This window comes from Buttiauxella sp. AC038, from assembly GCF_979253565.1.
This window is the reverse complement of the sequence record NZ_CEEDCQ010000001.1, coordinates 2,132,726-2,157,231: the sequence shown is the minus strand read 5'-3', so window position 1 is coordinate 2,157,231 and position 24,506 is coordinate 2,132,726. Positions and strand designations below refer to the sequence as shown.

General features: G+C 49.4%; 24 protein-coding genes and 2 pseudogenes. 10 read left to right on the top strand and 16 right to left on the bottom strand.

The genetic code is table 11. The features are described from left to right. Nucleotides 1–30 precede the first annotated feature (30 nt). The gene (gene ldcA / locus AC0IXI_RS10300; protein WP_471682348.1) at nt 31–951 is read left to right on the top strand and encodes a muramoyltetrapeptide carboxypeptidase; all 921 of its coding nucleotides are present in this window, start codon (nt 31–33) and stop codon (nt 949–951) included. A 91-nt stretch (nt 952–1,042) separates the two neighbouring features. Beyond that, nucleotides 1,043–2,755, top strand: a pseudogene (locus tag AC0IXI_RS10295) (potassium/proton antiporter); the annotation flags it as partial. Here AC0IXI_RS10295 and AC0IXI_RS10290 read toward each other — a convergent pair. The 3 genes and pseudogenes from AC0IXI_RS10290 to AC0IXI_RS10280 all read right to left on the bottom strand — a co-directional run. Then, nucleotides 2,708–2,809, bottom strand: a pseudogene (locus AC0IXI_RS10290) (hypothetical protein); the annotation flags it as partial. The pseudogenes AC0IXI_RS10295 and AC0IXI_RS10290 sit on opposite strands and share 48 nt — an antisense overlap. Before the next feature lie 40 nt (nt 2,810–2,849). Beyond that, complete coding sequence (gene dadX / locus AC0IXI_RS10285; protein ID WP_471682347.1) at nt 2,850–3,923, bottom strand: catabolic alanine racemase DadX; 1,074 nt, start codon at nt 3,921–3,923, stop codon at nt 2,850–2,852. A gap of 20 nt (nt 3,924–3,943) precedes the next feature. Further along, nucleotides 3,944–5,242: a D-amino acid dehydrogenase gene (locus tag AC0IXI_RS10280; protein WP_471682346.1), complete on the bottom strand. Its 1,299-nt coding sequence runs from the start codon at nt 5,240–5,242 to the stop codon at nt 3,944–3,946. Nucleotides 5,243–5,568: 326 nt separating this feature from the next. On the opposite strand from AC0IXI_RS10280, the gene AC0IXI_RS10275 reads away from it, so the two are divergent. Then, entirely contained in the window at nt 5,569–7,104 is a 1,536-nt protein-coding gene (locus tag AC0IXI_RS10275; protein ID WP_064511891.1) for a SpoVR family protein, read from the top strand. Nucleotides 7,105–7,168: 64 nt separating this feature from the next. Here the strand turns inward: AC0IXI_RS10275 and fadR are convergent, their stop codons facing one another. Further along, nucleotides 7,169–7,888: a fatty acid metabolism transcriptional regulator FadR gene (fadR, locus tag AC0IXI_RS10270; RefSeq protein WP_064511836.1), complete on the bottom strand. Its 720-nt coding sequence runs from the start codon at nt 7,886–7,888 to the stop codon at nt 7,169–7,171. Between the two features lie 298 nt (nt 7,889–8,186). Here fadR and nhaB point away from each other — a divergent pair, with 298 nt between their 5' ends. Continuing rightward, nucleotides 8,187–9,752, top strand: coding sequence for a Na(+)/H(+) antiporter NhaB (gene nhaB, locus AC0IXI_RS10265; RefSeq protein WP_134182117.1), 1,566 nt, complete (start codon nt 8,187–8,189; stop codon nt 9,750–9,752). A 144-nt stretch (nt 9,753–9,896) separates the two neighbouring features. Continuing rightward, a complete protein-coding gene (gene dsbB, locus AC0IXI_RS10260) occupies nt 9,897–10,427 on the top strand; it encodes a disulfide bond formation protein DsbB (RefSeq protein ID WP_134182115.1) in 531 nt (176 codons plus the stop codon). Between the two features lie 48 nt (nt 10,428–10,475). Here dsbB and AC0IXI_RS10255 read toward each other — a convergent pair whose 3' ends face one another. The 6 genes from AC0IXI_RS10255 to AC0IXI_RS10230 form a co-directional block, all read right to left on the bottom strand. Further along, nucleotides 10,476–10,712 carry a putative hemolysin gene (locus AC0IXI_RS10255; protein ID WP_064511839.1) on the bottom strand — a complete coding sequence of 79 codons (237 nt, stop codon included), beginning with the start codon at nt 10,710–10,712 and terminating at the stop codon, nt 10,476–10,478. 71 nt (nt 10,713–10,783) lie between these two features. Next, nucleotides 10,784–10,960 (bottom strand): cold shock small protein YmcF, encoded by a 177-nt coding sequence (gene ymcF, locus AC0IXI_RS10250; protein WP_134183199.1) that lies wholly within the window; start codon nt 10,958–10,960, stop codon nt 10,784–10,786. A 95-nt stretch (nt 10,961–11,055) separates the two neighbouring features. Then, on the bottom strand, nt 11,056–11,502 hold the full coding sequence (locus AC0IXI_RS10245) for a YcgN family cysteine cluster protein (protein WP_064511840.1): 447 nt from the start codon (nt 11,500–11,502) through the stop codon (nt 11,056–11,058). An 89-nt stretch (nt 11,503–11,591) separates the two neighbouring features. After that, on the bottom strand, nt 11,592–12,251 hold the full coding sequence (locus AC0IXI_RS10240; protein WP_134182113.1) for a fumarylacetoacetate hydrolase family protein: 660 nt from the start codon (nt 12,249–12,251) through the stop codon (nt 11,592–11,594). Nucleotides 12,252–12,329: 78 nt separating this feature from the next. Then, complete coding sequence (locus AC0IXI_RS10235) at nt 12,330–13,397, bottom strand: lytic murein transglycosylase (RefSeq protein WP_471682345.1); 1,068 nt, start codon at nt 13,395–13,397, stop codon at nt 12,330–12,332. Between the two features lie 75 nt (nt 13,398–13,472). Then, a complete protein-coding gene (locus AC0IXI_RS10230) occupies nt 13,473–13,748 on the bottom strand; it encodes a YcgL domain-containing protein (RefSeq protein WP_034455230.1) in 276 nt (91 codons plus the stop codon). Between the two features lie 126 nt (nt 13,749–13,874). On the opposite strand from AC0IXI_RS10230, the gene minC reads away from it, so the two are divergent. Genes minC through minE form a run of 3 tightly spaced genes read left to right on the top strand, consistent with a single transcriptional unit; the run spans nt 13,875 to nt 15,701 of the window. Beyond that, nucleotides 13,875–14,582 (top strand): septum site-determining protein MinC, encoded by a 708-nt coding sequence (minC, locus tag AC0IXI_RS10225; RefSeq protein ID WP_064511843.1) that lies wholly within the window; start codon nt 13,875–13,877, stop codon nt 14,580–14,582. Between the two features lie 24 nt (nt 14,583–14,606). Next, nucleotides 14,607–15,419 carry a septum site-determining protein MinD gene (minD, locus tag AC0IXI_RS10220; RefSeq protein ID WP_064511844.1) on the top strand — a complete coding sequence of 271 codons (813 nt, stop codon included), beginning with the start codon at nt 14,607–14,609 and terminating at the stop codon, nt 15,417–15,419. Nucleotides 15,420–15,422: 3 nt separating this feature from the next. Further along, complete coding sequence (gene minE, locus AC0IXI_RS10215) at nt 15,423–15,701, top strand: cell division topological specificity factor MinE (RefSeq protein ID WP_034455225.1); 279 nt, start codon at nt 15,423–15,425, stop codon at nt 15,699–15,701. Nucleotides 15,702–15,860: 159 nt separating this feature from the next. On the opposite strand, the gene rnd is transcribed toward minE, so the two are convergent. From rnd to AC0IXI_RS10190, 5 genes are all read right to left on the bottom strand, one after another. Next, nucleotides 15,861–16,982 carry a ribonuclease D gene (gene rnd / locus AC0IXI_RS10210; protein ID WP_471683222.1) on the bottom strand — a complete coding sequence of 374 codons (1,122 nt, stop codon included), beginning with the start codon at nt 16,980–16,982 and terminating at the stop codon, nt 15,861–15,863. A gap of 71 nt (nt 16,983–17,053) precedes the next feature. After that, nucleotides 17,054–18,739: a long-chain-fatty-acid--CoA ligase FadD gene (gene fadD, locus AC0IXI_RS10205; protein ID WP_134182109.1), complete on the bottom strand. Its 1,686-nt coding sequence runs from the start codon at nt 18,737–18,739 to the stop codon at nt 17,054–17,056. A gap of 203 nt (nt 18,740–18,942) precedes the next feature. Further along, nucleotides 18,943–19,545 (bottom strand): Slp family lipoprotein, encoded by a 603-nt coding sequence (locus tag AC0IXI_RS10200; RefSeq protein WP_064511847.1) that lies wholly within the window; start codon nt 19,543–19,545, stop codon nt 18,943–18,945. Between the two features lie 45 nt (nt 19,546–19,590). Continuing rightward, complete coding sequence (gene tsaB, locus AC0IXI_RS10195; RefSeq protein WP_471682344.1) at nt 19,591–20,286, bottom strand: tRNA (adenosine(37)-N6)-threonylcarbamoyltransferase complex dimerization subunit type 1 TsaB; 696 nt, start codon at nt 20,284–20,286, stop codon at nt 19,591–19,593. Between the two features lie 71 nt (nt 20,287–20,357). Continuing rightward, on the bottom strand, nt 20,358–22,268 hold the full coding sequence (locus AC0IXI_RS10190) for an ATP-dependent DNA helicase (protein ID WP_471682343.1): 1,911 nt from the start codon (nt 22,266–22,268) through the stop codon (nt 20,358–20,360). A 129-nt stretch (nt 22,269–22,397) separates the two neighbouring features. Between AC0IXI_RS10190 and AC0IXI_RS10185 the strand changes: the two genes are divergently transcribed. Next, entirely contained in the window at nt 22,398–22,742 is a 345-nt protein-coding gene (locus AC0IXI_RS10185) for a RidA family protein (protein WP_064511850.1), read from the top strand. 23 nt (nt 22,743–22,765) lie between these two features. Here AC0IXI_RS10185 and AC0IXI_RS10180 read toward each other — a convergent pair whose 3' ends face one another. Continuing rightward, entirely contained in the window at nt 22,766–23,035 is a 270-nt protein-coding gene (locus AC0IXI_RS10180) for a YoaH family protein (protein ID WP_064511851.1), read from the bottom strand. Between the two features lie 114 nt (nt 23,036–23,149). On the opposite strand from AC0IXI_RS10180, the gene pabB reads away from it, so the two are divergent. Next, nucleotides 23,150–24,505, top strand: a complete 1,356-nt coding sequence (gene pabB, locus AC0IXI_RS10175; protein ID WP_471682342.1) for an aminodeoxychorismate synthase component 1 — start codon at nt 23,150–23,152, stop codon at nt 24,503–24,505. Nucleotide 24,506: the final 1 nt, after the last annotated feature.

The window sequence follows — 24,506 nt, the reverse complement described above, 5'->3', positions numbered from 1 at the left end:
TAACCAATTCACTTTCAGCAAGGAAATGCCATGTCCACGATTCGTTTGATTGCTCCTTCAGGTTTCTGTGTTAATCAGGCTGCTGCTGCGCGCGGTATCGAACGCCTGAAAGCCGCGGGACACCGAGTGGAAAACCAATCCGTCGTTACCCGGCGCTTTCAGCGTTTCGCCGGAACTGACGATCAACGACTTGCTGATATTCAGGATTTATCCGCACTCCCGAATGAATGCGATATCGTTCTGGCGGTGCGCGGTGGTTATGGTGCATCCCGTTTGCTTGAAAATATTGACTATTCGAGCCTTGGGCACGCGTTCCACGAACGTACACCGATTATTTGCGGGCATAGCGATTTTACCGCAATCCAGTTAGCCCTCTTATCCCAGACAGGTGCCATTACCTTTAGCGGGCCGATGCTTGCGGGTAATTTTGGTGCCGATGAGTTAAACAGCTTTACCTGGCAGCATTTCTGGCAGGCGATTACTGAGCCGCAATTTACCCTCACCTGGCAAAGCCCAACGCCTGCATGTTCAGCAAGTGGGACGCTGTGGGGCGGCAATCTCGCGATGCTGGTATCAATGATTGGCTCGCCGTGGCTCAACGTGATTGATGGTGGCATTTTAGTGGTCGAAGATATTAACGAGCACCCTTTCCGCGTGGAGCGACTGCTATTGCAACTCCACCACGCCGGAATTTTAGCTCGCCAGAAAGCCCTGATTCTCGGAAGTTTCAACGGAGCAACGTTAAGTGACTACGACGGCGGTTACGATTTCGATGAAATGTGTCGCATGTTAGAGCAGCGGTTATCCATTCCCGTGCTGCGCGGTTTACCGTTTGGTCATGAACCAGAAACTGTCACTCTGCCATTGGGCGCTTTTGGCGAACTACAGCATGACGGGCAAACCGCCAGTCTCACCGTCAGCGGTCATCCGGTAATGAGACAAAATAAGTAGAATATGCCCCTCAGAAAGCACAATGAATCAATGCTTTCCGTGTTAAAATTTGCTTCACGAATAGATACACACGCAAAGGAGAAAGATAATTTTGGACGCAGGGGCGATAGTCAGTCTGTTTATTTTAGGTTCCGTATTGGTAACTTGTAGCATCTTATTGAGTTCTTTTTCCTCGCGTCTTGGTATCCCCATCCTGGTTATATTCCTCGCTATTGGTATGTTGGCGGGGATCGATGGCATTGGCGGCATTCCGTTTGATAATTATCCTTTCGCTTATTTAATCAGTAACTTGGCACTGGCGGTGATTCTGCTTGATGGCGGCATGCGCACCCAAGCAAGCTCCTTTCGCGTAGCGCTTGGCCCGGCACTTTCGCTTGCTACAGTTGGTGTACTTATCACCTCAGGCTTGACTGGCATGGCTGCAGCCTGGCTGTTTAATCTCAATGTCATCGAAGGCTTGCTGATTGGCGCGATAGTCGGCTCAACGGATGCGGCAGCCGTGTTCTCGTTGCTCGGCGGCAAAGGGCTGAACGAACGTGTTGGTTCAACGCTTGAGATCGAATCAGGTAGTAACGACCCAATGGCGGTGTTTCTGACCATCACGCTGATTGAGATGATTCAGCATGGGCAAACCGGCCTGAGCTGGATGTTCCTGGTGGATATTATCCAACAGTTTGGTTTGGGCATTTTGCTTGGCCTCGGCGGCGGTTATCTGCTGCTGCAAATGATTAACCGCATTACGCTACCACAAGGTTTGTATCCGCTGCTGGCATTAAGCGGCGGGATTATGGTGTTTGGCATCACCACCGCATTAAACGGCAGCGGTATTCTGGCGGTCTATTTGTGTGGCTTCCTACTCGGAAACCGCCCTATTCGCAGCCGCTTTGGTATTCTACAAAACTTTGATGGTCTGGCGTGGTTTGCACAAATCGGCATGTTCCTGGTGCTGGGCTTACTGGTCAATCCAACCGATCTGTTGCCGATTGCTATTCCGGCGCTGTTGCTGTCTATCTGGATGATATTCTTTGCTCGTCCATTGTCTGTTTTCCTCGGCTTGCTGCCGTTCCGTGGTTTTAACCTGCGCGAACGTGTGTTTATCAGTTGGGTTGGCCTGCGTGGCGCGGTGCCAATCATCCTTGCCGTATTCCCGATGATGGCGGGCCTTGAAAATGCACGCCTGTTCTTTAATGTCGCCTTCTTCGTGGTCCTGGTGTCGCTGTTATTACAAGGCACGTCGCTCGGTTGGGCGGCGAAAAAAGCCAAAGTTGTGGTTCCGCCTGTCGGCTGGCCGGTATCCCGCGTTGGCCTGGATATTCATCCGGAAAACCCTTGGGAGCAGTTCGTTTATCAGCTTAGCGAAGACAAATGGTGCATCGGTGCCTCTTTGCGGGATCTGAAAATGCCGAAAGACACACGAATTGCCGCCCTGTTCCGTGACAATGTTCTGATGCAACCAGGCGACCGTACACGTTTGCAAGTGGGTGATGTGCTCTGTGTTATTGGACGTGAGCGCGACTTACCGGCTCTGGGTAAGATGTTTAGCCAGTCGCCACCAGTGGCACTCGACCAACGCTTCTTCGGTGATTTTATTCTCGAAGCCAGCGCCCAGTTTGGCGATGTCGCGACCATTTACGGCCTTGAACTTGATGACAACGTCAATACTCAACAAACATTGGGTGAGTTTGTGGTGGGCATGTTAGGCGGTGCGCCGGTGGTTGGTGACCAGGTAGAGTTCGCGGGCATGATTTGGACTGTCGCCGAGAAAGAAGATAACCAGGTGCGTAAGATTGGTGTGCGCGTCGAGAGTGAAGAGACTGAGTAATAAAACGATATGGCGGGTAAGGTAACTTACCCGCATATCAATACCGATGTGCAAAAGAGCGTTAATGCAACAATAGTCAGGATGTTGTAACTACAGGGACGCGTGGTGCCAGAGCGCACATTAATTCGTACCCCACCGTGCCGGCTGCATGGGCCACATCATCAATTTTCACTTCATTGCCCCATAACTCGACCGGGCTACCAATACCGGTGTGCGGACATGGGGTGAGATCTACCGCCAACATATCCATGGAAATAGCCCCGACGGTATGCGTTAGCACACCATCAACACGCACTGGCGTACCATCTGGCGCATGGCGTGGGTAACCATCGGCATAACCACAGGCAACAATACCAATACGCTGCTCGGTATTTGTCCGGTAACGACTGCCATAACCCACCGCATCGCCCGGTTTAAGGTTCTGCACGCCAATAATCTCACTTTGCAGGCTCATCACTGGCTGCAGGCCGGTGGTGGCAACGTCGCACCATTGCCCGCTCGGTGATGCGCCGTACAGCACAATCCCTGGACGTACCCAATCGAAATGCGCTTCCGGGTGCCAGAGTGTTGCCGCCGAATTGGAGAGCGAGCGCGGGCAATCTAAACCTTCAGCCGCCTGCTCTACCCGCTTCATTGGTTCAACAATGCCATCAGGTTGTTCTGCATCAGCAAAGTGTGCCATCAACGTAAGTTGACCGACATTCGGGATAACACGCAGTTGCTGCCAGATAGAATGCACGCGGTCCGGGCTGAACCCGAGTCGGTTCATTCCACTATTCATCTTCAGGTAAACATCCAGCGGCGCATTGAGTTTGGCATTAGCTAAAGCTTTTACCTGCCAGTTGCTGTGCAGGCTGGTGGTCAAACGATACTGGTCAAATAGCGGCAACTCGTCGGCGTGGAAGAAGCCCTCCAGCATTAAAATCGGCCCTTTCCAGCCTTGCTCACGCAGCAGGATCGCCTCTTCAATATTAAGCATCGCGAAACCATCGGTTTGCCTTAACGACGACCAGATACGTTCAATTCCATGACCATAAGCATTCGCTTTAACCACCGACCAGACACGCGAATGAGGAGCGGCCTGGCGAACAACATTTAAATTGTTACGTAGCGCGCTGAGATTCAGCGTCGCAACAACAGGACGGGACATTGTCCTCTCCTTGTTAGAATTTAATTATGGGCGTTATGCAGACGCGGTGATCCTGTCGGCCTGAACCCCGGGGAATAACGTGCAACCGAGAGGTCATCAAATGGAATCGCAGGCGTTCTCCCGGAAATTAAATCACTTAACATCTGGCCGGAACCGCAGGCCATCGTCCAGCCTAATGTCCCGTGCCCGGTGTTAAGCCATAGATTTTTGAACGGTGTACGCCCAACAATTGGCGTACCGTCTGGCGTCATTGGGCGCAGACCCGTCCAGAATGTGGCTTGCTCAACATGCCCTCCGCGCGGGTACAAATCACGAACAACCATTTCCAGGGTTTCGCGACGTGGTTGCAGCAATTCCGTATTGAAGCCGACAATTTCTGCCATTCCGCCAACGCGAATACGTTGATCAAAACGCGTGATAGCAATTTTGTATGTCTCATCGAGAATAGTCGAAACCGGTGCGCCTTGCTCATCCGCAATGGGGATTGTCAGCGAATAACCTTTGAGTGGATAAACAGGAATATCAACGATATTTTTCAATAGGCCAGTGGAATATGAGCCGAAAGCAACGACGTAAGCATCGGCCTTCACGACCTCTTTGCCGCACTGCACGCCGTAAATACTTTGGCCTTCGTACAACAGACGATCAACCGAAGTATTAAAGCGGAACTCAACACCGGCTTCTGCCGCCATCTGAGCCAGGTTTTGCGTAAACAGCTGGCAGTCGCCAGTTTCATCATTCGGTAAGCGCAAGCCGCCCGTGAGCTTATGAGCTACATCAGCCAACGCGGGTTCAACTTCGGCTAAACGGCTTGCCTCCAGCAATTGATATGGCACACCCGCATCTTCGAGTACTGCTATATCTTTGGCCGCATTTTCATACTGCTGGGCGGTGCGGAAAAGTTGTAGCGTGCCACCCTGGCGGCCTTCGTACTTGATATTGGTGGTGTGGCGCAATTCCTTCAGGCAATCACGGCTGTATTCCGCAAGGCGCACCATGCGACCTTTGTTTTCCATATAGTGGCGCATATCGCAATTGCGCAGCATTTGCAGCATCCACTTAAGCTGAAATTGCGTGCCATCAAGGCTAATAGCGAGCGGTGCATGGCGCTGGAACATCCATTTAATCGCTTTAAGCGGCACACCAGGAGCCGCCCATGGGGCAGCGTAGCCCGGTGAAATTTGCCCGGCATTCGCCGCGCTGGTTTCCTGAGCAGGACCCGGCTCCCTGTCGATAACAGTGACATCATGCCCTGCCTGGCGTAAATACCAGGCGCTGCTGACACCCACTACACCACTACCCAGCACCACAACTCGCATATCCATTCCACCATTTAGCTAAAAGAATAATCTTCTGATTACAAATTGATAACTCAGATGAAAATGTTATTCAACATATGGCTTTGTTATAGTGACTTTCCTCACATCCTGGCCTGTTATAGCAGGATAGTGATAATTAGAATCTCCTGCGCATGAAAATATTCTCAACAAAATATTATGCTGACTATCAGAGAATTAACGGGGCATTGGAATATGTAAATCGCGTGGAAAAAATTTTGCTTGCGGCAGCTAAGTTTCAGGAGTTGTCTATTCTTGAAAGTGAGGCTTTCCATCCAGAGAGAGCCGCCAACAATGAGGGCGCGCTGATGGCTATTGTTACCGATTCCGCCACAAAGGATTCTAAACGTCTAAGTGATGGACCTGACTGGACGTTCGAACTACTTGATGTCTACCTCGCAGAGATAGACCGTGTTGCCAAACTCTATCGGCTGGACACCTATCCTCATCAAATTGAAGTGATTACCTCCGAACAAATGATGGATGCCTATTCGAGCGTTGGGATGCCGATTAACTATCCACATTGGTCGTTTGGTAAGAAATTCATTGAAACGGAGCGGCTGTACAAACATGGGCAACAGGGGCTGGCCTACGAGATAGTGATTAACTCCAACCCGTGCATCGCCTATCTGATGGAAGAAAACACCATTACGATGCAGGCTCTGGTGATCGCCCATGCCTGCTATGGTCATAACTCATTCTTCAAAAACAACTATCTGTTCCGCAGTTGGACCGATGCCAGTTCGATTATCGATTACCTGATCTTCGCCCGTAAATACATTACCGAATGTGAAGAGCGTTATGGTGTGGACGAAGTGGAGCGCCTGCTCGACTCCTGCCATGCGCTGATGAACTATGGCGTTGACCGTTATAAACGCCCACAAAAAATTTCGTTGCAGGAAGAGACGGCGCGGCAGAAAAGCCGTGAGGAGTATCTGCAAAGCCAGGTAAACACGTTGTGGCGTACCCTACCACGTCGTGAAGAAGAAAAAACGGTTGCCGAAGCGCGTCGTTACCCTTCTGAGCCCCAAGAAAACCTGCTCTATTTTATGGAGAAGAATGCGCCGTTGTTGGAATCCTGGCAGCGCGAGATTTTGCGCATTGTGCGTAAGGTCAGCCAGTATTTCTATCCACAAAAACAGACCCAGGTTATGAATGAAGGCTGGGCGACGTTCTGGCACTACACCATCCTTAACCACCTGTATGATGAAGGAAAAGTGACTGACCGCTTTATGCTGGAGTTCCTGCATAGCCATACCAATGTGGTATTCCAGCCTCCGTACAATAGCCCTTGGTACAGCGGCATCAACCCGTATGCACTCGGTTTTGCCATGTTCCAGGACATCAAGCGAATTTGCCAGTCGCCAACGGAAGAAGACCGCTATTGGTTCCCGGATATTGCGGGTAAAGATTGGTTAGAGACATTGCATTTTGCGATGCGCGATTTCAAAGACGAGAGCTTTATTAGCCAGTTCCTGTCGCCAAAACTGATGCGTGATTTCCGCCTGTTTACCGTGCTGGATGACGACCGCAATAACTATCTGGAAATTGCGGCGATTCACAATGAAGAGGGTTATCGCAAGATTCGTGCTGAGCTTTCTGCACAGTACAATCTCAGTAACCTTGAACCTAATATTCAGGTCTGGAACGTTGATTTACGCGGCGACCGCTCGCTGACTTTGCGCTATATCCCGCATAACCGTGCTCCGCTAGATAAAGGTCGTCGTGAAGTTCTCAAACATGTACATCGTTTATGGGGCTTTGACGTAACGCTTGAACAGCAAAACGAAGATGGCAGCGTTGAGTTACTAGAACGTTGCCCGCCACGACTCAATAGCTTGTAAGCATAAAAAAACGCTTCCCAAAGGAAGCGTTTTTCATTTTACAGATGGTGATGACATGGCCAGACTAACGGGTGTGCATTGCCAAATCACCCGGTAGGTTTTTCTGCATCCGATGCCAGATTTCACCACTTTCACGCCCGTAGGTACGAACAGTATCAAATACCTGATCGTGCAAACCTTGTTGGCAAATTTCCGCCAGACGATGGTAGAAACCTAACGCCAGACTGCGCGCTTCCGGACTTGAGAAGTAGTGACGCCCGATGCGGGTATACAACCCTTTCATTCCATTGAGGATCAGCCCGTAAATCGGGTTCCCGGAAGCAAAAGCCAGACCACGGAAAATGTTGTAATCAAGCTTAGCGAACGCATCAGCGTGATCTTCAACGCTGTTTGCGGTAGCCAACACTTCTTGCGCTTTATCCGGATGCTGGCGAACAGCAGTACGAATAAAGATAGTGGAAATGTTAGTTCGCACTGACAGTAGGTTATCAATTAACTGCGGCACGCTGTCATGATCGAGACGCGCCAAAGTTTCCAGAATGTTTAAACCGGAGGTTTCCCAGAAGTTATTCACTTTGGTCGGCTTGCCATGCTGAATCGTTAACCAGCCATCACGCGCCAGGCGCTGAAGCACCTCGCGCAATGTGGTACGGGTCACACCGATTAGCTCGGATAACTCACGCTCAGCAGGAAGAATTGTTCCCGGGGCAAAGCGGTTATTCCAGATACTTTCGATGATGTATTCTTCCGCGAAACCCGCCGGGCTCTGCGCCTTAATGACCATAGTATGCTTTCCATTACACAGGTTTTGCTAAAGAGACTCATCATACCAGATGCCATGCGGCGCAGGTAGCAGCGAGGTGCGCCAAATTTGGAATCATGGTTTAATTTTGCAGACCATCGCACAACCAAAGTATATTCCTATACCTTGATTGATATCTTATGCGCGGGTAACCTGAAACAACTCAATTGACGCAACTTTATCTTTATCCGAAATATTTCTGTTTTAAGTTTTGGGGAGAAAAGATCAAATCTCCGGCACTTTGACATATTACGGATAAGTGGAGCATGAAAATTCTACGATGGAAATGTCTACCGGGCGTGCGCTTTTTCGCAACTTTTTAGGTCAGTCACCTAATTGGTACAAGCTGACTTTACTGACTTTTTTAGTCATAAATCCTTTAATATTCTGGTTTGTTAGTCCATTCGTTGCAGGCTGGATGTTGGTTGCCGAGTTTATATTCACTCTGGCAATGGCTCTGAAATGTTATCCGCTGCTTCCAGGCGGGCTACTGGCTATTGAAGCCGTGTTCATTGGAATGACAACGCCAGACCATGTGCGCGCAGAAATTGCATCAAATCTTGAAGTTTTGCTGCTACTGATATTTATGGTTGCGGGCATCTATTTCATGAAACAGCTTCTGCTGCTGCTATTTACCAAGCTCCTGCTAGGTATCCGCTCAAAGATATTGCTTTCCCTCGCTTTTTGTATCGCAGCCGCATTTTTATCGGCCTTCCTCGATGCTCTTACCGTGGTCGCTGTCGTTATCAGCGTGGCGGTTGGCTTCTATGACATCTACCACCGCGTTGCGTCGACTGGCGATCTTGAAGATGGTATTCAGGATGACACCCAACTTGATTCCGACACTCGCAGCACACTCGAGCAATTCCGCGCTTTTCTGCGCAGCCTGATGATGCATGCCGGTGTGGGCACCGCGTTGGGTGGTGTGATGACAATGGTCGGCGAGCCGCAAAACCTGATTATTGCGAAAAATGCTGGCTGGCACTTTGGCGATTTCTTCTTACGTATGGCTCCGGTGACCATTCCGGTTCTAATCTGCGGCTTACTCACTTGCGTGTTGCTCGAGTCCACCAAAATGCTCGGTTACGGTGAGAAACTGCCAGAAAAGGTGCGTGGGATTTTGCAGGACTATGACACTAAAAGTGCGCAAAAACGCACCCGTCAGGATAGTGTAAAACTGATCGTTCAGGCACTGATTGGTATCTGGCTGGTGATTGCTCTGGCACTCCATTTAGCCGAGGTAGGGTTAATTGGCCTTTCAGTGATTATTTTTGCCACCTCATTGTGTGGTGTGACTGATGAGCACCAGATAGGTAAAGCTTTTACCGAAGCGCTGCCGTTTACCGCCCTGCTTACCGTGTTCTTTGCGGTCGTCGCCGTGATAATTGACCAGCATCTGTTTACGCCTGTTATTCAGTTTGTTTTGCAGGCCGAACCACATTCGCAACTGGCGCTGTTCTACTTGTTTAACGGCATCCTTTCATCGATTTCCGATAACGTGTTTGTCGGCACCGTTTATATCAACGAAGCGAAAACTGCGCTCACCAACGGCATTATTGACCTCAAGCAGTTTGAGTTCCTGGCAGTGGCGATTAACACCGGCACTAACTTGCCGTCAGTTGCTACACCAAATGGCCAGGCAGCCTTCTTATTCCTGCTCACTTCCGCGCTGGCTCCGCTGATTCGTCTTTCTTATGGCCGTATGGTGCTGATGGCTCTACCGTATACGCTGGTATTGACCATCGTTGGATTATTAGGTGTTGAATTTACGCTGGTGCCAGCAACCGAATGGATGCTGCATGCTGGCTGGATTTCCTCACCGGTGATGAACGCCATTCCGCATTAAGTTATTCTAACGGGCGGTATAGCGCCCGTTTACCTTATTTGTCTGAATAACATTCAATTAGCGTGTTATTTTGATGTGCGTACTGGCGCAGAAATCGAATTCGTTTACACTGCCGACTCAACGCATGTTGCAGGGATACTGATTATGTTGCGATATTTAAACCAATGCTCCCGTGGGCGTGGTGCCTGGCTTCTTCTGGCATTAACAGCCTTTGCCCTGGAAATGGTGGCATTGTGGTTTCAGCACGTCATGATGCTGAAACCTTGTGTTATGTGCATTTACGAGCGCTGCGCACTGTTTGGCATTATGGGTGCAGGGATTGTCGGTGCCATTGCGCCAAAAACTCCGTTGCGTTACGCCGGAATTGCGCTTTGGATCTACAGTGCAGGGAAAGGTCTGCAATTAGCGTGGGAACACACCATGCTTCAGCTTCATCCTTCCCCGTTTGTGACTTGTGACTTTGCCGCACGTTTCCCAAGCTGGCTGCCGCTAGATAAGTGGATGCCGTCAGTATTTGTGGCAACAGGTGACTGTTCTGTACGTCAGTGGGAATTTTTGTCGCTGGATATGGTGCAGTGGTTAGTGGGGATTTTTGCTGTCTTCCTACTGATTGCCGTCCTGGTGTTAGTTGCTCAACCTTTCAAACCAAAACGTCGCGATCTGTTCGGCCGCTAAGTTCGAAATTCAGATACACAAAAACCCGCCTTGGCGGGTTTTTTATTATTAGTGGTCGCGACGATAAAGCGTCCACTGATCTATTCGCTCGCCACTTGGCAATATGCAATCGCCACCTTCACCCAGATCGGTTTTCACCGTTCTCAACTCACCGCCTTTGTCTTTGCAGTAAACTGACGCCGGGTTCGGCATGCCGATAACCTGCGGCGGTTTAGGTGCCACGGGTTCAGGCGATGAACAGCCGCTGAGGATGAGTGCCCCAATTAGTAATGTTATTTTTTTCATTATTCCTCCGTTATGGAGGCTGAATGTTAACAGTGCAGAAGTGGGGAAAGCAAAAGCAGCGCAATTCGCTCTTAGCGAGCAGCTACACTATATTGATGAATCGCACTCATCGGACGATGAAGAAGATGCATCCCTGATTTACAGAAGATACAAACAGCGCCATGGGGATTTGTTTCTCGGACATCGTAAGGGGAGGTGCGATACTGTGAACCGCCACATGACGGACACTTAAATGTTAAGTACTGGATAAAAACCTACTTTTATTTGTTATTGAAAGAACACCGTATCATAAAGATTTCGTTTTGTACGATTTATTTTTGTGTTCTTTCTCGAAGCTGGTGGTTTAGTCTGCCCACTCAGGTTTGTTTAAAATATGATCTTGCCAGTCAGTCACTTCAGACTCTTTCACTGCAATATGGCGCACAGAAATGCGTTCACCATGCATTGCGGCTTTTGAACCTGTCAACAAGGGATGCCATACCGGCAAGTCCTTGCCTTCAGCTAAGAGACGGTACGCGCACGAATGCGGTAACCACTCAAAGGTTGGCAAGTTATCACGAGTCAATTTGATACAGTCCGGCTCATACTCAAATCGGCGTTCGTAATTTTTACACTGACAAGTTTTGATGTTTAATTGCTTACAGGCGACATTGGTGAAGTAAATTTCATCCGAGTCTTCATCCATCAATTTATGCAGACAACACTGGCCGCAGCCGTCACAAAGTGATTCCCACTCAGTGTCACTCATTTCGTCAAGAGTTTTGCGCTGCCAGAACGGTGCTGTAGTCATGATGTTTGTCCGGTAATAAAAAACAAGCGCACCTTATAAACAGTCTGAGCCGCAGATGCAAGTTTTGCCGCCCTCAGGCGGCAAATTGATTATAGAACGCGGGTGGTCAAGTTGCGGTCTGCGAAGCTGACTTCGAGTTCGTCGCCACTCACAAGCGGCCCCACACCTTCCGGTGTTCCGGTCAGGATCACATCACCGGCTCGTAAGGTGAAAAAGCGGCTCATATAAGCAATCAAAGGCACGATTTTATGGATCATGTCTGAAGTACTGCCCTGCTGGCGAACTTCGCCATTGATCTTTAATGCAATAGGCGTATTTTGCGCATCGCAGTTAAACTCGCTGGCTGGAATAAACCCAGAAATCGGGCAGGAATTGTCAAACCCCTTCGCTTTTTCCCAGGGTTGGCCCGCTTTTTTTAATTTCCCCTGCAAGTCACGAAGCGTCAGATCAAGTGCTATACCATATCCTGCAATGGCCTTAGTAACATGCTCATCTGTTGCCTGTCTCAGCGTAGATCCAATCAGAATCGCAAGCTCAACTTCATGATGCACCGAACCCAAACCATGTGGTAGAACCAGTGGCTGGCGAATATCACACAATGCACTTTCAGGCTTAATAAACAACACCGGCTCTTCCGGCGTTGCACTGCCCATCTCTTTGATATGTTTTGCGTAGTTACTGCCTACACACACTACTTTGCTGACCGGAAAATCCAGCAGCGCACCCTGCCAGTTATGATGCTGATACATGCCTTTCCTCTGCGTCGTTGTGTTAATTACCTTTGATACTAGTGAAAAAAATCGCGGCTGAATACTGATGAGTATCAGTTATCGTACGATAGCGTCAGCCATAGTCGCGATGCTTATCGCAAAGTAGTAAGAACGATTCCAGTGCATGATGGTGCGAAAGTTATTGTAGACAAGGAACGAGCGCCCCAGGTTGTCATCGGGTGTGATAATCCAGGCTTTTTGCGAAGGTGGAGGTGGTGTGGTTGCGTCTTTTAACGTGATTCCTAATTTTTGCCATTGGCTAACTGTTTTACCCTGCTCTGTTTTGGTTCCGGCAAGCGTGCTGTCGAAACCTTCGGGAAGCGTGACTTCTCTGCCCCATTCTCCGCCCGCCTTCCAGCCTTCAGTCTCAAGATAATTAGCGGTTGAAGCAAAAACGTCACTGGTGTTAGTCCAGATATCGACTTTCCCATCACCATCACCATCCGCGCCATAGTGCAAATAGGAACTTGGCATAAATTGGCTTTGCCCCATTGCCCCCGCCCATGAACCTTTCAGCTCTTGCACGGTGATATGGCCCTGGTCGAGAATTTTTAATGCAGCCATCAACTCTTTGGTAAAGAATGCTTCACGCCGCCCTTCAAATGCCAGCGTTGCCAGTGCAGAAACAATGTCCTCTTTACCCTGGATTTCGCCAAAATGGCTTTCCATCGCCCACAGAGCAACGATGTACTGACTTTGAACGCCAGTACGGGTGCTGATAGCTTCTAATTCATTTCGGTGCTGCTGATACTGCGCGCGCGCTTGTTCAATCTTTTGTGGCGTAATCACCCGAGACAGGTATTCATCCAACATAATTTTCTTTTCGAGTTGGCTCTGGTCGGATTTGATGACCCGATCAACAAAATGAATGCTAGCGAATGCGTTGCTGATAGTACTGTCGCCAATTCCCTGAAGGCGGGCTTGCTCTTTTAGTGTCTCAACAAAAGCTGGAAATTCGGCGGGGTTTCGCCCTTGCTGCGCAAGCGTTGTGGGTACAGGCGTACTCTCAGGTTGCGTCGCAACTGAGGGATTAACAATGGATTGCGCCTGTTCGTCAGAAGATAAAGCGCTAAAACTGGTCAACATAAAGGTGATGACGGTTAAACAAATTGCTGGAGTGTTCATCTTTTTCCCCGCGGTTATTTGTTCTAAATATCATCTACCTTTATGTTCAGGAAAGATTTGGCAGTAGTCTGAAACTTATTTTTTCGGACTGTTTTCGAGATGCATTTTTAACAAACTTTCAGGTGGTGGTGGCAATTGTAAATAATAGCCAACATCTTTGAGAGCTTGTTTTACTTTATCAAAATCAGCATTAGCCAGTTTTTTACTCCCATCAAGCGGTAATACCATTGCCAATTGTGGGGTACCAAAACCTTTCATCAATTCTTCAGGTACGCGTGAGAAATCGTCTTTTTTTTCGACATAAAGATAAGTTTGGTCACGTTTACTACTTCTGTAGATCACACAAAACATTTTTTTTACTCTATTTTCGCCAGATGGTGGCTTGCCTGAATATATCTGTGACTATAACATGCCAGATGTACTTCGGAATATCGTCCCACACAGGTGGGGATTAAAACTGAATTGAGTAAGGCCAGGATGTCAAACACGCCAATCGAGTTAAAAGGCAGCAGTTTTACCTTATCAGTGCTTCATATACATGATGCACAACCCGAAGTCATTCTCCAGGCCCTTCAGGACAAAGTATCCCAGGCTCCGGCCTTTCTGAAAAATGCACCAGTGGTGGTGAATGTTGCCAGCCTCGATGGTTCAGTTAACTGGAAGAAAGTCCAGCAAGCGGTTGTTTCTTCCGGTTTGCGAGTAGTCGGTATAAGTGGTTGTAAAGACGAAGCTTTGAAGAGGGAAATCGAACTCGCTGGCTTGCCACTGCTGACTGAAGGGAAAGAAAAGAATTCGCGTTCCAGGGCCACTCCCGCTGAGGTTGCGGCACCAGTAGAACCAATTGTTAGCCCGATCACAAAAACGCGTTTGATTGATGCCCCGGTTCGTTCCGGTCAGCGCATTTATGCGCCAAACTGTGATTTGATTATCACCAATCACGTCAGTGCCGGTGCAGAACTTATAGCAGATGGTAATATTCATGTTTACGGCATGATGCGTGGCCGTGCTCTGGCGGGCGCCAGTGGCGATCGTGATGCACAAATATTCTGTACTAATCTTGCTGCTGAGCTGGTCTCAATAGCGGGAGAATACTGGCTAAGTGAACAAATACCAGCCAATTATTATGGGAAAGCGGCGCGCCTGAGTTTGGCGAGTGGTGCTCTCTCCGTTCAATCTTTGAATTAAGCCCTTTTAACAAGGAATTCCTTTATGGCACGCATTATTGTTGTTACGTCGGGTAAAGGGGGCGTCGGTAAGACCACGTCCAGCGCGGCCATCGCTACGGGTTTGGCCCAGAAGGGAAGAAAAACCGTCGTTATCGATTTTGATATTGGCCTGCGTAACCTGGATTTAATCATGGGTTGCGAGCGCCGCGTGGTATACGACTTCGTTAACGTTATTCAAGGCGACGCCACATTAAATCAGGCGTTGATCCGAGATAAGCGCACCGAACAACTCTACATTCTTCCAGCATCGCAGACCCGCGATAAAGATGCCCTTACCCGTGAAGGTGTGGCGAAGGTACTCGAAGATCTGAAAAATATGGACTTTGAGTTTATCGTTTGCGATTCACCTGCGGGTATCGAAACAGGCGCATTAATGGCGCTCTATTTTGCTGATGAAGCAATTATCACGACTAACCCTGAAGTTTCATCAGTGCGCGATTCAGACCGCATTCTCGGCATTCTTTCTTCAAAATCTCGCCGTGCCGAAAACGGTGAATCGCCAATTAAAGAACACCTTCTGTTAACTCGCTACAACCCGGGCCGTGTAAACCGCGGCGACATGCTGAGCATGGAAGATGTGCTGGAAATCCTGCGCATTCCTCTGGTTGGTGTGATTCCTGAAGATCAATCTGTGCTGCGTGCTTCAAACCAGGGTGAGCCGGTCATTCTTGACCAGGAGGCTGACGCTGGTAAAGCTTATGCAGATACTGTTGAGCGCCTGCTTGGCGAAGATCGCCCTTTCCGCTTCATTGAAGAAGAGAAGAAAGGCTTCCTCAAACGCCTGTTCGGAGGATAAGTTATGGCATTACTAGACTTTTTTCTCTCACGGAAAAAGAACACCGCCAACATTGCAAAAGAACGTCTGCAAATTATCGTCGCAGAGCGTCGCCGTGGTGATAGTGAACCTCATTATTTGCCGCAGTTAAAACGCGATATTCTGGAAGTCATTTGCAAATATGTAAAAATCGATCCTGAGATGTTAACAGTCGTTCTCGATCAAAAGGATGACGATATTTCTGTTCTGGAGCTTAACGTCACGTTGCCAGAAACTCAGGAAGCAACAACCAAATCCGCGTAATACATTTTGCGTAATAAGCCTCCTGGAATTACTCCGGAGGCTTATTTATTTTTACGAACTGACAATGTTTAAATACGGACTATTCTTAAAGGTTAATGGATATATTCTATTACCATTTAGCAAAGTACTGTGATTATTCCCAGTAACCTTCAGCAAATATTAAAAATCAGCCAGCAACGTTTTTAAAGCTTCACCCATTACACGTCCACGCCAGCCACTGATTAATTCCGGCTGTGTAGTCTGGGTTTTTAATTGCCAGTGCCAATTCAGCAACTGGTTAATTTGTCGGCGTGAAGCGAGTAACTCTGCACTCAAACCACAAGTTTCACTCACCTGCTGAACCAACGCTTTGATAGCTTTAAATACGCGGCGATATCCCGGCATATCAACCAGATTACTCAGCGGTTCAGGTAGTTCATCATCAGATAACGCCTGTGCTTCAACAACCAATGCCAACAACGTTTTACCATGAAAACGAATTTCACTGCCGCTCAGGCCAAGGTGTTCAAGTTCACCTAACGATCCCGGCATATAGCGTGCAACCTGCCAGAGGTGTTCTTCGCGTACGACGAAGTTAACCGCCATATCACGCTCACGCGCTTTACGCAGACGCCAAGATGCCAGTTTCTTCAGGCAAGCCAACTGGCGCGTTCTTAACTGCCATGCGTTACCAATTTCACGCCAGGCTTCTTCAGGATCGAGAACATCCTGACGACGGGAGGCCATCAGGTTGCATTCATCCAGAGCTGCTTCCATCCAGCCCGCAGCTTGTGTCTCTTCCATCAACTTGTGTGCAATTGGCAACAGATAGAGCACATCAGCGGCAGCATAATCACACTGACGCTCAGTCAGAGGACGTGCCAGCCAGTCGGTGCGCGATTCACTTTTATCCAGTGCAATACCGGTAAACGACTCAACAATGGTGGCAAAGCCACAGGAGAGTGGGCGCCCACTAAATGCGGCCAGAATCTGTGTGTCGATAAACGGGTCGGGCAACATGCCGAACGCATTGAGGAACACTTCCAGGTCTTCGCTGCCAGCGTGCAGGAACTTAATCACCGCAGTGTCTTGCAACAACATTTTGAATGGCGACCAATCAGAAATCGTCAGCGGGTCGATAAGCGAAGCGGTTTCACCGTCGTACAGCTGGATCAAACCCAGTTGCGGGTAGTATGTCCGGGTACGAACAAATTCAGTATCCAGCGCAACAGCCGGAAATTGACGTGCAGCCTCACAAACGGTAGCCAGGCCTTCGTCGGTAGTAATCATTTGGTAAGTCAAATTCAGTTCTCTTAGGTTTGCGCCCATAAAAAACGCCGGCAGAACCGGCGTTAGGGCGACTGACTCGGAGTTCAGGCGTTATTGTTGCCTTTACTGACCGATTCGTCACGTAGTTCTCGTCGTAATATTTTGCCCACGTTTGATTTTGGCAGCTCTTCGCGGAACTCCACCAGCTTAGGCACTTTGTAACCAGTAAGCTGACGACGGCAAAAAACAATCAGCGCTTCTTCGGTGAGTGATGCATCTTTTTTCACGACGAAGATTTTTACCGCTTCTCCGGAAGCACCGCTCGGAACACCAACGGCTGCAACTTCGAGTACACCGCTATGTTGCATAACGACGTCTTCAATTTCGTTCGGATAGACGTTAAAGCCTGAGACCAGAATCATATCTTTTTTGCGATCGACAATGCGCATAAAGCCTTCGTCGTCCATCACCGCAATATCACCGGTACGCAACCAACCGTCTTGCAGAATTTCATCCGTTGCATCCGGACGCTGCCAGTAACCCAGCATCACCTGCGGGCCTTTCACGCACAGTTCACCCGGTTCGCCAGCAGGGACCTCTTCACCTTCATCGTCGATGAGTTTTACTTCGGTGGACGGTACTGGTAAACCAATACTGCCGCTGTGGTAATCCATATCGTGAGGATTGGCGCTCACTAATGGGGCACACTCGGTCAGACCGTAACCTTCAAGCAAGAAGCGTCCTGTTAGTTTTTCCCAACGCTCGGCTACCACTTGCTGTACAGGCATACCGCCACCCGCGGAAAGGTGCAGGCTTGAAAAATCAAGCTGCTGGAATTCTTTGTTGTTGAGCAACGCATTAAACAGCGTGTTTACGCCAGTCATGGCGGTAAACGGATACTTTGCAAGTTCCTTCACCAGCCCCGGAATATCACGCGGGTTAGTGATCAGCAGGTTCTGTCCGCCAAGTTCAATAAATAGCAGGCAGTTCATGGTTAACGCAAAGATGTGATAAAGCGGCAACGCCGTCACCACCAGCTCTTTGCGTTCGTACAACAGCGGGCTATATGCGGCTCTAACTTGTTCAAGATTCGCCAACATATTGCGGTGCGTCAGCATCGCACCTTTGGCAACCCCGGTCGTCCCGCCGGTATATTGCAGGAATGCGAGATCATCGTTGATTATTTCAGGCTTGATGTACTGAAGACGGTAGCCGTGTTGCAAAGCACTACGGAATGAAATGGCATCAGGAAGATGGTATTTCGGCACCAGACGTTTGACGTACTTAACAACAAAGTTAACCAACGTACCTTTTGCCGCAGAGAGCTGATCGCCCATACGCGTCAAAATAACGTGCTTAACCTGGGTTTTATCAACCACTTTTTCCAGGGTGTGAGCGAAGTTCGAAACTATCACAATCGCACTGGCACCACTGTCATTAAGCTGATGCTCAAGCTCACGCGGTGTGTACAGTGGGTTAACATTCACCACCACCATACCCGCGCGCAGAATACCAAACAGCGCGACCGGATACTGCAACAGGTTCGGCATCATCAACGCAACACGGTCGCCCTTTTGCAGGCCCAGACCCTGTTGTAAATATGCAGCAAACGCACGGCTCCGCTCTTCCAGTTTACGGAACGTCATCACTTCGCCCATGTTCATGAATGCAGGCTGATCGGCATAACGTGCCGTTGCTTGCTCAAACATATCAACCAGGGACTGATAACGGTCAGGATTTATCTCAGCCGCAACATCGGCTGGGTAGCGGTTAAGCCAAACCTTCTTCAAGGATCCACCTCTGAATTTAATATTCGTCGTCATCACAACCCCAATATATAAACATGCCGTTAACATAGTATTAACTCAGCGTACCAGTTTATTAATTAGACTGATTTAAGGTTGCGAAGCGCATCACTAATTATTTTTATTCCATGATAAAACGAAGAGGCAGCGGACATGCCGCTGCCTCTTCGTTTCAGTAAAGCAATTTGTTACTCAGTTACGATGGTCTGCACCTGTGCAGGGCCTGGATTATACCATCCGCCGCCCCACATACCGCCATAGCCGTAACGACCACGATAAGGATACGGCCCGCCCCAGAACCACGGGTCTATCGGTTGTGGTGGCATTACCACTTGTTGAGTGACACGCCAGCGTTTATAGCCATTCACCTGCATCACCATAAACTTGTACGCACTCTCACCCACTTTACCTTCAACTACACCAGTAATTGGGCCAACCACGGTAATCAATTGACCACGGAAGTCTACAGGGTCGAGGAAACCATTCACATCTGCGTAGATACGCCCTTTGGAAGGCTCACCTAACTCTGGACGCGCACCTTCATCGAGATTAACGGTGGCAATTTCCAGCCGTGTTCTGCCCTGCTTGTTATCAATATTCACCACTCGCCCGCCGAAGCGTGCTTCTTGCCCGATATAGAGCTGTGGTGCATTCATCACCCGGACTAAATCTTGTTGAGGCATGGCGCTGGTGCCTTTTATGGCATCAGGTATGCTGACACAACCGCTAAGCACAATGACTGCCGCGATGGCTAAAACCCGGGTAACAATCCTGACATGTAAACCAGCCATATCCTTTCTCCTTAACGCAATTTCGCTTCACGAAAACGTCGGGAACTACTCTCTGCCAGGCAATTTCTTCCAGGTCACTTCATTACGCAGATAAACCGGTTCGGCATGTTCAACCGCAACTGTCTGTCCGGCATTTAATGCCTGAATCGCCAAAGGCAACATATCTTCCGCCGCAGGCAAGTTGACTTCTCCATCACGGATTATCAGTTCACTGTCCTGCGCCATATCCGGCCAGGCCTGCCAACCCGTTCCAACAGTAGCCCACTCACCCTGTAGTTGTTTCAACCGCGCAGCAACCGCTTCAGGTTTTAATACCGCTTCAGTTTCTTCACCGCGCCAGACACCATTTTCATCACGCTGATATTCAGCCCAATAAACCTCTCCCATACGCGCGTCAATTGCGGCCAGCACACGGGTAGCGCCCGTCACACGCCATGCACCTTGCGCCATGGTGGCAAGTGTTGATATGCCAATCATCGGCAATTCAGCACCCAAGGCCAGTCCTTGCGCAATACCAATACCTATGCGCACGCCGGTAAAACTACCAGGACCACGGCCATAAGCAAGGGCGTTCAATGCGGTCAGACCAACGCCCCCTTCATTGAGAATATCGCGGACAAGCGGCAATATGCGTTGGGTATGTTCACGTGGGCAGAGTTCGAAACGGGCACAGGAAGTCCCCTCGTTATACAGGGCAACCGAACAAGCTTCTGTCGCGGTGTCGATGGCTAAAATTCGCATGATTTGCCAACCTCTGGCGGTAAAAAGTGGGGTCAAAAATCGGCGCGCATCATACCATAGCCTGGCACAAATTACTGCGCCGGACGGAAGTTAAGGAACTCAACTGCCCGATTTATATCCCGCGTTCGCGGCGTCGGTGGCAGGCTATTGAGGAATACGGCACCATATGGGCGCATCACCAGGCGGTTATCGCAAATCACTAACACACCACGGTCATCGACATCGCGGATTAAGCGGCCGACGCCCTGTTTTAAGGTGATAACAGCATCAGGAAGTTGCACATCCTCAAAGGGATCGCCGCCACGCAGACGGCAATCTTCCATGCGTGCTTTCAGCAGCGGATCGTCAGGTGAGGTAAACGGCAGCTTGTCGATAATCACCAGGGAGAGCGCATCACCGCGCACATCAACGCCTTCCCAGAAGCTGCTGGTTGCCACCAGCAAGGCATTACCCGCATCAACAAACTGCTGCAATAGCTGGCCTTTGCTGGTTTCACCTTGCAGTAAAACTGGCAGCGTCATGGTGGCGCGAAATTGTTCGGCTAAATCACGCATCATTGAGTGAGATGTGCACAGCATAAAGCAACGACCATTGTTGGCTTCAATTAGTGGCTTGAGCATTTTGGCAAGATGCCTGCCTGCTGCTGGTTGATTGGGTGTTGGTAGTCCACGTGGCACACACAATAATGCCTGGCTGGCGTAATCAAACGGACTGGCTAGTAACAACGTATCTGCGTTAGCGATCCCCAGGCGTTCAGTAAAGTGGCTAAGTTGATCATTTACTGACAGCGTTGCCGAGGTGAAGATCCAGGTTCCTGCTTTTTGGCTGATAACTTCCTGGAATTTATCGGCCACAGACAACGGTGTCAGTGCAAGCGTGAAGTTACGCGCATTGCATTCATACCAGTAGCTATAGCCTGGCGTATCAACCTCTTTGAGTCGCTTGATACGCCCACGCAGAATTACCGCCCGCTCAAATGCGGCATCCAGTAATGCGGAGCGGCCAAGTGAAAGTTTTGCGACGTCGTAGCAAAGTTCAAGCGCATCATCGAGTAGCAGCAAGGCCCGTTGAATTGACGGTTCAGCCAGTAATTCGCGTAAGTTACCGCGATAACCGGGATCGCCCATTTGCAGACGAAAATCTTGTGTGCTCTGCGCCAGACGGTCAGCGCTTTTTTGCAATTGCTGCGCATCACGCACTTCAGTGCGATAGGCAATAGAGATGTCTTTAGCAATATCGAGCAACTGGCGGCTTGAGACTGACTGGCCGAAATATTGGCTGGCGATATCGGGGATTTGGTGTGCTTCATCGAAAATCATCACTTCGGCCTCGGGAATAAGTTCACCGAAACCGCCCTCTTTCACCACCATATCGGCCAGAAAGAGATGGTGGTTCACTACCACCACATCCGAATCCATGGCTTTTTTACGCGCTTTAACTACGAAACAATCTTTGTAGAGCGGGCAGTCTTGCCCAAGACAGTTATCGTTGGTACTGGTGACCATTGGCCAAACGGGTGAGTCTTCAGCAACACTTGCGCAGGTGCTGATATCTCCATCAACGGTTTCAATCGCCCAGCCACGCAGTTTAACGATATCGCTTAACGTCTGGACTTGAAGATCACCACCCGCCAGCGCATTTTGCTCCAGGCGCTCAAGACACAAATAGTTAGATCGCCCTTTAAGCAGCGCCAGCCGCCCTTTGAAATCGAGTGCTTTTGCAACGGTGGGTAAATCACGGGAAAAAAGCTGATCTTGCAAAGCTTTTGATCCGGTCGAGATAATGACTTTTTTGCCTGAACGCAGAGCTGGGGCCAAGTAAGCGTAGGTTTTACCGGTGCCAGTTCCAGCTTCCACCACCAGCTCACGCCCGGAAGTAATAGCTTTAGTGACGGCTTGCGCCATCTGCCGTTGCGGTTCACGCGGTTTAAAACCTTTTATCGCCGTGGCGAGTTGGCCATCTGCTGCAAAATCGTCTGTCACAATACCCCCTGGGTTTATTGACAGTGATTATGTCAGTGTGAGCGGTGTTAATCCAGCAAGCCTGTGGAAGCCACCTGCGGATTGTGGCAGGCTGTCACGCAATATAAGTGAGCTGAAAAGGAAACAGTGATGAGTATTGTGCGTATAAAACCTGAAGCACGTTGGTCAGATGCGGTGATTCATAACAACACCTTGTACTACACCGGTGTGCCGGAAAATCTGGATGCGGATGCTTACGAACAAACCGCAAACACCCTTGCGCAAATTGACGCAATGCTGCTCGAACAAGGTAGCGATAAGAGTAAGATCCTCGACGCCACGATCTTCCTGCCAGAAAGTACTGACTTTGCCGCGATGAATAAGGCCTGGGATGAGTGGGTAGTCGCGGGCCATGCGCCGGTACGTTGTACCGTGCAGGCAAAATTGATGAATCCGCGTTACAAAGTAGAAATTAAGATTATCGCAGCAGTCTGAAACTACGCGGGCTGCGGCCCGCGTTACTTATCGTCGTCGTTTTCTTCGTAATGATCGACGTAGTGTTCTTCTTCGTCATCATCGTTAGCGGTGTCTTCGTCGTTTTCTGCGTCGCCGACATCGTCATCCTCAAAACGGACTGCGACCATTTCACCGGTGTGATTGGCACGAATCTCTGCGGCCACTAAAGTAATAGCTTCGCCACTACTCATGCCGTTAGCCATCAGTTCCTGAATTCGCTCAACGGCTTTTTGCTGTTGCTCGTGGGATAATGAGGGTAATCCTGAAATCATTTTCGACTCCTGTTACATTGCCTGGGTTAATTATTTCACGCTGCTTTCATTGATTCCAGAGGGTTTCCAGGTAAGCAGGATGATCTGTCTCTTTTTTAGTTGTGGTTTATGACGTTGCAAACTCTAACTTTTCGCACTTTGCCATGGCATCCGAATGCCGTTCAACACACGTTCAAAGCTATTGCACTGCAACCATGGGCAATGCTGCTGCATTCCGGTTTTGCTGAACATCCCCATAATCGCTTTGATATTCTGGTGGCCGAGCCGCGTGCAACCTTAGTAACCCGTGACGCTCAAACGACAATCTGCGTGGAAGGAGTCAGCTCGACCCATCATAGCGACCCACTACAACTGTTGCAGCAAACGCTGGATAGTTTTGGCTACCAGTCAGCAACTCACCCGGAATTACCTTTCTTAGGCGGTGCGTTGGGGTTATTTGGTTATGATCTGGGTCGTCATTTCGAAAAAGTACCAGAAATTGCACAGGCCGATCTCAACACTGCGGACATGGCAATTGGCATTTATGACTGGGCTTTGATTGCCGACCATAAACTAAAAAAGCTCACGCTTATTTGCTGGGGTGAATGTTCTGCACGACTTAACTGGCTGGAAGCGCAAAAAGTTCCGGTTGTTGAGCCATTCCGCCTGACAAGCGCGTGGCGCTCCAGTATGACACGCGAGCAGTATGGACTTAAATTCCGGCAGGTACAGGAATATCTCAAAAGCGGCGATTGTTACCAGGTCAATCTCGCGCAGCGCTTTAACGCCTGTTACGAAGGTGATGAGTGGCAAGCATTCGAGCAACTGAATGCCGCTAATCGAGCACCATTTAGCGCCTTTATTCGTCTACCTGAAAGCGTAATTCTTAGCCTGTCTCCTGAGCGTTTTATTTTGCTCGAAGGCAAGAATATCCAAACACGCCCGATTAAGGGGACTTTGCCGCGCCTTGCCGATCCGATTGCCGATGCGCAGCAAGCTGAAAAACTCGCCAACTCGCCAAAGGATCGGGCCGAAAATTTGATGATTGTCGATCTGCTGCGTAATGACATTGGCCGGGTTGCCGTGCCAGGCAGCGTAAAAGTGCCGGAACTGTTTGTAGTCGAGCCCTTCCCGGCAGTTCATCACCTCGTCAGTACGATCACCGCACAGTTGCCACAACATCTACAGGCAACAGATTTGCTGCGTGCATGTTTCCCGGGTGGTTCTATTACCGGAGCACCAAAAGTACGCGCTATGGAAATCATCGAAGAACTGGAGCCGCAACGGCGCAATGCGTGGTGTGGCAGCATTGGTTATCTGAGCTTCTGCGGCAATATGGACACCAGTATTACCATCAGGACACTCACCGCCGAAGGCGGCAAACTGTACTGCTCAGCAGGTGGTGGCATAGTTGCCGATAGTGTTGAATCTGCGGAATATCAGGAAACCTTTGATAAAGTTAATCGTATTCTGCCGCAATTAGAGAGTTGAT